Origin of the sequence: Streptomyces olivaceus (assembly GCF_000721235.1) — a bacterium.
GTDB lineage: Bacteria > Actinomycetota > Actinomycetes > Streptomycetales > Streptomycetaceae > Streptomyces > Streptomyces olivaceus.
In genome coordinates this window covers 323,998-331,205 of sequence record NZ_JOFH01000003.1, presented here as the reverse complement: position 1 = coordinate 331,205, position 7,208 = coordinate 323,998, and the positions used below count along the sequence as shown (strand labels likewise).

The 7,208-nt window shown below is 74.1% G+C and carries 4 protein-coding genes; all 4 read right to left on the bottom strand.

The genetic code is table 11. The features are described 5' to 3' along the window. Positions 1–106 precede the first annotated feature (106 nt). Genes IG94_RS0106070 through IG94_RS0106055 form a run of 4 tightly spaced genes read right to left on the bottom strand, consistent with a single transcriptional unit; the run spans position 107 to position 7,140 of the window. Complete coding sequence (locus IG94_RS0106070) at positions 107–1,360, bottom strand: membrane protein (protein ID WP_031032119.1); 1,254 nt, start codon at positions 1,358–1,360, stop codon at positions 107–109. 1 nt (position 1,361) lies between these two features. Next, positions 1,362–2,936, bottom strand: a complete 1,575-nt coding sequence (locus IG94_RS0106065) for a right-handed parallel beta-helix repeat-containing protein (RefSeq protein ID WP_031032117.1) — start codon at positions 2,934–2,936, stop codon at positions 1,362–1,364. Positions 2,937–2,974: 38 nt separating this feature from the next. Continuing rightward, complete coding sequence (locus IG94_RS0106060; RefSeq protein ID WP_031032114.1) at positions 2,975–4,936, bottom strand: alginate lyase family protein; 1,962 nt, start codon at positions 4,934–4,936, stop codon at positions 2,975–2,977. Further along, a complete protein-coding gene (locus tag IG94_RS0106055) occupies positions 4,933–7,140 on the bottom strand; it encodes a bi-domain-containing oxidoreductase (protein WP_031032112.1) in 2,208 nt (735 codons plus the stop codon). The genes IG94_RS0106060 and IG94_RS0106055 overlap by 4 nt, the downstream gene beginning before the upstream one ends. Positions 7,141–7,208: the final 68 nt, after the last annotated feature.

Below are 7,208 nucleotides of genomic sequence, written 5' to 3'. Positions count from 1 at the left end.
CCGGTGACCGGCTTCGCGCAGCAGCGCCACCTCCTGGTCGACGACCTTGTTCTCCCCGCTCGGCTGCGCCGAGGCGTAGCGGTTGTGCACCACGAGGACGTGCATGTCAGGTCACCTCCGACTGCCGGGCCCGGCGCGGCACACGACGACGAGGGGGTTCGGGCGCCGGGAGCGCCGCGGACGGGGCGGGCGCGGCCAGCAGCGAGGCGGCCACGGCCAGGTGCAGCAGGTACGGCGAGGCGTCACCCAGCCCCGCCTCGGTGTACGACGCGAGGGCGCAGTAGGCGATCAGGAAGATCGCGCAGGCCCGGGAGAGCGACGGCGGCCGCAGCAGCGCGACACCGCCCAGCACGAGGACGAACGCGGCCACCAGACCGACGCCGGTCAGCCCCTGTTCGTGGTAGACGGCCAGCCAGCTGTTGTCGATCGGCAGCCCGCCGAAGGACTTGTCGCCCAGGCCCACGCCGAACACCTGCTCACCGATCGAGCGGGGTTCGGCCAGCAGCGCGTCCCAGACCTTGGCCCGGCCGGTGAGGCTGGAGAGGTGTTCCTCGTCCTGCCCGCGCAGGAACCACGCCCGCAACGCGGCGGCGAACCCCACCGCGGCCACCGCCGCGCACAGCGCCGCACGGGCGAAGAACCGGCGGGCGGCGGCGCTGGTCGGGACGAGCGAGCCGACGGCCAGCGCCAGCCCGACGAGCAGCCCGATCGTGGCCGTCCTGGTGTGGGTCAGCACGAGCAGCACGAGCGAGGGCACGACGACCACGGCCGCGCTCACCCGGTCGGTGCGGCGGCCGAGGAGGAGCAGCACGGCGAGCCCCGTGACCACCGCGGCGTACTGCCCGATCTGCGGCGGGGTCAGCGGCCACAGCGCGCCGACCAGCCGCCCGCCGTAGAGGTCGGGCAGGGCCGCGCCCGGTGAGATCAGCGCGCCGGCGACGACCGACCCGAGGACCAGGAAGTACATCCGGATGTGGTGCCGGACGAAGGTCGTGCCGCCGTCCCACCAGCGGCTGAGCAGCCACAGCGTGCCGATGAACAGACCCAGCCGGGCGCAGCGGAACAGCGCCCCGAAGCCCGACTCCAGGCCGGCGCTGGAGACGAGGCTCGGCACCAGCAGCAGCGAGAGCAGGAACAGGTAGGCGCCGGCCCGCACCCGCAGCCGGAGATTGAGCGCGAGCGCCAGCGCGAACGCGGCGACCAGCGCGCCCATGGTGACCATCTGGATGAGCGAGCGGGGCAGCGGCACGATCGTCTCCGCCCCGGCGGAGCCGAGGGTGTTGAGGACCAGCAGCCCCCACACGGTGCCCACGGCCCTCGGCGCGCGCTCCGTGCGCGTCCCGTCCTGCCCGGCGCTCATCTCAACCACCGTCCCGTGCGCGCAGGGTGCTGCCCGCGTCCTGCCGGTACGGCGCGTCCCGCCACTGACCGAAGTCGAGCACCCGGCTCGGGTCGTGCACGACGAACTTCCACGGTCCGGCGTAGGTGTTGTCGTGCCAGCGGTTGTGCTGCCCGCTCGTGATCGCGTCGGCCACCAGCTCGCCCTGGTACGGCGACCATTCCGGGTAGGTGCCGTAGTTGGCCAGCACCGCCATGCGGTCGCACATCTCGGTGCAGTCGACGACGGAGGTGTCCAGCGTGAAGCGGTTGTCGTGGATGTCCACGCGCTGGGTCTTCCACCGGCAGTCGGAGTAGAGCGGCGCGGTCGCGATTCCCGGCCGGGCGCAGCGGTCGACGTCCTCCACCAGCAGCGTGCAGTCGCCGGAGGAGGTGTTGGCCGGGCTGTTGCAGAACCGGTCGGCGTTCTCCCACAGGGTGATCCCGGACCAGTTGTCCTCGAACACGTTCCGGTAGACCTCGATCCTGTCGGTCCGGGCCTCGACCCGGGGCTCGCCGCCGGACTCGGACAGGTAGACGGTCGCGAACGGGAAGGTGTCGCCGCGGTCGGCGTACCTGCGGCCCTCGACCCAGTTGTTGTGCCGGATCGTGTTGTCCCGGACGACCGCGTTGTAGCTGGTCTCGTAGATCAGGGCGGCGCCGTCGTTGGCCTCGAAGACGTTGCCCTCGACGCGGAAGTCGTTGTTGTTGGTGTCAGCCCACAGCCCGGTTCCGCGGTTGTCGTGCACCCAGTTGCCGCGGATGTCGGCGCCGTCGACGGCCCAGAACTTGACGCCCCCGGTGCAGCCGCAGCCCGGCCGCCGCCGCTCCCAGTCGCCGGTGTTGTTGCCCGTGATCTCGTTGCCCTCCAGGACCAGGCCGGTGATGGAGTCGTCGGCCTTGTACGCGTTCATGCCGTACTGGCCGTTGCCGCGCAGACAGCTGGCGGAGACCTTCTGGCGGGCGCCCGCCATCAGCCCGGCGCCGGAGTTGTACTGGATCGTGGCGTGCTCGATCACCCACCCGTCGGCCGAGTCGTGGTTGACCACGCCCTCGTCGTGCGGCGCGGCGAACTTCTGCACGGTCAGGTGGCCGATGGTGACGTCGCGTGCGGTACCGCCGAAGGCGTACTGGTTGGTCCTGCCGCCGTCGAGCACCGCGCCCGGCGCGCCGAGGTAGGTGTTCCCCTCCTTGGGGACGACCTGGGCGAAACGGTCCGGATCGAGCCGGTGCCTGCCCGGGCGCAGCCAGAACGTGGTGTGCGGCGGGTGCTTCCTGGTCTTGGCGGCCAGATCGCCGACGACGCCGGGGTCGACCGTCACCGCACCCGCGGGCGCCTTCCCGGGCCCCGCGGCGGGATCGGCGCACACCCGGGCCACCGACCGCTCCCCGGCCGGGGAGGACGCGGAGGGCGCGGCGCCCGACCCCGGCCGCGCGTCCGGCGCGCCGCGGTCACCGTCGCCGCCGCTGTCGCAGCCGGCCGCCGCCAGCAGGGCCAGCACCAGCGGTGCCGCCCGCCAGGCCCGGTGCCGCCGCTTCGTCCCGGTGTCCGTCCCCATGCGTCCTCCCTCCTCCCTGGTCGTCGCCGGTCGTCGTGTCACTGGTCGTCGAACGCGAGCACGGTGGTGAACCGCTCCGTGCCGTCGGCGAAGCCGGTGCCGACGAGCGTGGTGGCGGGCTCCCTGCGGCCGAAGCCGGGGGAGTACCAGCCCAGCGGCGGGTCGCTCTCGCCGCGGTGCGCCCGCCAGGAGAGCCGGCTCGGCAGGTCGAGCAGCGCGGAGCGTTCCTCGCCGTCCCGGGCCCAGGTGAGCACCGCCCGGCTCCCCGCCAGATCGGCGGCCACCGCCGGGCCCAGGTGGAACGCCAGCCGTACGGCACGGCCCTCGCCGCGCACCTCGTCGATTACCCGCAACTCCCGGCTCGCGTCCGCCAGTTCCACCCGGCGCCGGTGGACCGTACGCCCGTAGCCGTCGTGCTCGGCGCACCAGCGGGACACCCCCTCCTGCGGTGTCTGAACGGCCAGGACCCGGCTGCGGGCGTGCCGGGTCCACAGGAACGGGCCGCCGGACACGGACTGGTCGGTGCCGTCCAGCTCCAGGGTGTTGTGGCCGAGGGTCGAGCGGAAGTACCGCCGCCACACCGGCTGCCCGTGGTAGCAGAACGTCCCCGGGTCGGCGAGCACGTCGACCCCGTCGTGCCGGACCTCCACGGACAGCGCGTCCGCGTGGGCGTGCGCCGCGATGGACAGGAAGCCGTGCGGACCGCCGTCGCAGCGGCACCAGATCCCCGCCGGACCCCGCAGGACGGTGAGTCCCGCGTCCGCGAAGTGGGCGGGCCGGCGCGCCGGCCGGGACACGGCGGGCGCGGCGCCCTCCTTCCCGTACGGCCTCACGAGCGCGGTCAGCAGCGGGGTGCGCACGTCGGTGCCGGTGACGGCGGGCCACCAGTCGAGCGGGCCGAACACGGCGCCCCCGGTGGCCAGCAGCGACGCCCAGCGGTCGGTGCCCGCGCCGTCCACGACCAGCCCGTGCCCGTCGTCCGCGTCCCCCTGGCGCGGAGGCCGCAGCGAATCGTCCACGACGGCCGCGAGCGCGTCGGTCATCCGCAGCAGCACCAGCCGGACCGTCGCGGGCACCGGCACCCGGGCGGCGTCCGCCTCCGCCAGCGCGGCCAGGCCGAGTTCCAGCACGAGCCCGTGGTACTCGGTGGCCAGCTCGCGGTTGAGACCGGAGCCGAAGGTGTTGCTCCGCAGGTGCCGCTCCAACGACCGCAGCGCGTCCGCCCGCCAGCGCGCCGAGGCGGGGAACCACCCGAACGCGCAGGCCGCGGCGAACTGCCCGGCGGCCTCGGCGACGGCGTGGTTGTTGGCCGAGGAGCCCCGGCTGGGGAAGGCCGCCAGCCAGCGCTGGTGCTGCCAGATCTGGTCCAGCGCCACCGGGTTGCCCTCGAACAGGGCCGCCGCGCCCGGCCAGCCGTCGAGCAGCCGGCGGATCCACACCCAGGACAGCAGCCGGATCCCCAGCTCGATGCCGCTGGTCCAGTGCACGCCCCGCAGCGGCGCGTTGGACGCCCACCACGACCGCAGGTGCTCGGCGACGCGCTCGGCGTAGCGCTCGTCGCCGGTGACGGCGTAGGCGGCGGCGAGCACGGTGAGGTACTGGTGCCGGGACAGCTCCCAGATCTGCTTGATGTCCCCGACCGCCTCCTCGTCCCGGTACGGCACGTCGAACGCGTAGCCCCACGGCGCCCGGCGCCCGGTCTTCGGGTCGTACCACCAGTCCGGGTCGGCCAGGTCGTCGCGGAGCACTCCGAAGTACTCGACGTGCCCGGCCAGCAGCCGGTCCGCCTCGGCGACCAGCCGCTTCGCGGCGTCCGGCGCCACCGCGGCGACCGCCCCGGCGGGCAGGACGGCGGTGAAGCGGGCGCCGGTCACGGCCGGGCACGCGGGCCGCGCCGACCGCCACCGGCGCCTGCGCACGGCGTCGGCCGCCCGGCCGCCGACCTCCCGCGGCCCCATCCGGGACAGCCGCCGCAGATACCAGCCCGCACTCATGGTCATCGCGCCTCCGCCAGGGCCACCGGCGTGCCGGCCGCCAGCGAGGCGGGTACGGCGAGGGTCGCCGCGGTGGTGGCGACCAGCGACTCCAGCGGCACCGGCATCGCACCGCCGGTCCGCACCGCCCCGACGAACGCGGCCAGTTCGGCGGACTGGCCCTTGTCCCGGGCCCTGGGCAGCCGCGGGCCGACCCACCGCTTGCGGCGGCCGTCGTAGACGGTGGCGCGGAGGAAGTCGTCCAGCCGCAGCGCCCGGCCGTCCGCGACCAGGTCCACGGTCTCCTTGGGGAACCCGGACGGGCCCGTGGTGACGTAGGCGATGGTGGCGGTGGACCCGTCCGGGTAGCGCAGGACGACCTGGAGGTCCTCGCCCCCCGGCGTCGCCGTCGCGTACACCGAGACCGGGTCGGCCCCGAGCAGCCGGCTCGCCGTGTCGACGAAGTGCCCGCCCTCTCCGGCGAACCGCGAGCCCTCGGTGCCCTGCCGGAGGTACCAGCTGCCGTGGTCCAGCCGGCCCGCGTTGACCAGGTAGCGGACGTGTCCCGGCCCGGTGCGGGCGCCGAACTGCCGACTCGCCTCCCGCAGCAGCGGGGCGAACCGGCGGTTGAAACCCACCTGCAGCCGGTCGTTGCCGGACTCCTCCACCGCCGCGAGCACGCCGGACAGCTCGTCCTCGCTGAGCGCCAGCGGCTTCTCCACGAAGACCGCCTTGCCCGACAGCAGTGCCCTGCGGGTCAGTTCGGCGTGCGAGCTGTGCCGGGTGACGACGAACACCGCGTCCACGGACTTGTCGCCCAGTACGGCGTCGAGGTCGGTGGTCGCCCCGGTGAACCCGAACTTCCGCTGCGCGTTGGCTGCGGACAGCGCCGTCGTGGTGACGACCGCGGACAACTCGACGCCGTCGCGCCGGGCCAGGTGCGGCAGCAGCATCGAGCTCGCGTAGTTCCCCGCGCCCACGAAGGCGAGGCGCACCGGCGCGTTCGCGGCCCGGGCGGCTCCGGCGGCCCGGTTCCGCCTCCCGCCGACCGCGGGCACGGTCAGCGTCGGCGCCGGGATCGGTGTCGGTGTCGAGTCCGGGGACTCCTGCCCGGGGTACCGGAAGAGCACGGCCACCGCCTTCAGCCGGCCGTCCTCAAGGCTCCGGTACGTCTCGACCGCGTCGCCGAAGTCGGCGGTGCGGGAGATCAGGGGCGCCACGTCCACGCGGCCCCGGGCGGCGAGATCGAGGAAGCAGGCCAGGTTGCGGCGCTCGGTCCAGCGCACGTAGCCGATCGGGTAGTCCCGCCCCTCCAGCTCGTACTCCGGGTCGTAGCGCCCGGGGCCGTAGCTGCGGGAGAAACGGACGTCGAGCTCCTTCTCGTAGTACGCGTTCCACGGCAGGTCCAGCCGGCACTTGCCGATGTCGACGACCCGGCCGCGGTCCCGGCACAGCCGGGCGGCCAGCTCGACGGGCTGATTGCTGCCGCCCCCGGCGGCCAGGTACACCTGGTCCACGCCGTGGCCGTCGGTGAGTCCGGCGACGGCGCTCTCGACGGCGGGGGAGGACGGATCGCCGCAGGCCGCCGCGCCCAGCCGCTCGGCCAACTCGCAGCGCGCCGGGTCGGGATCGGCGCCGACGACGCGTACTCCCGACGCGGTCAGCAACTGCACCACCAGCTGCCCGATCAGCCCGAGCCCCACGACCAGGGCCACCTCGCCGAGCCGCGACTCGCCCTGGCGGACGCCCTGCAGGGCGATCGACCCGACCGTGCCGAAGGCCGCCTGCCGGGGTTCAAGGCCGTCGGGCACCGGAACATAGAGGTTCTGCGGCACCCAGTTCAGCTCGGCGTGCAGCGCGTGCTCGTTCCCGGCGCAGGCCACGAGGTCGCCGGCCTTCACGTCGTCGATCCCGGCGCCGACCTGTTCGACCACCCCGCACAGCGAGTAGCCCAGCGGCGTGTAGGAGTCCAGCTTGCCCATGACCTTGCGGTAGGTGGCGGGGACCCCGTTGGTGGCCACGCTCTGCACCACCTTGGCCACCTGGTCGGGACGGGAACGGGCCTTGCCCAGCATCGACAGGCCGGCCTCGGAGACCTTCATCAGCTCGGTGCCGGTGGAGATCAGCGAGTAGGCGGTCCGCACCAGCACACCGCCCGGCTTGCAGCCCGGCACCGGCACGTCGAGCAGCGCCAGCTCGCCGCTCCTGTAGTTCTGCACGACCTGTTTCACCCGAAGTCCTTCTGTCCGTCGGCCGGTTGCTTGCCTGTCAGTCGTCCGTGTGCCGGAGGTCCGTCCGG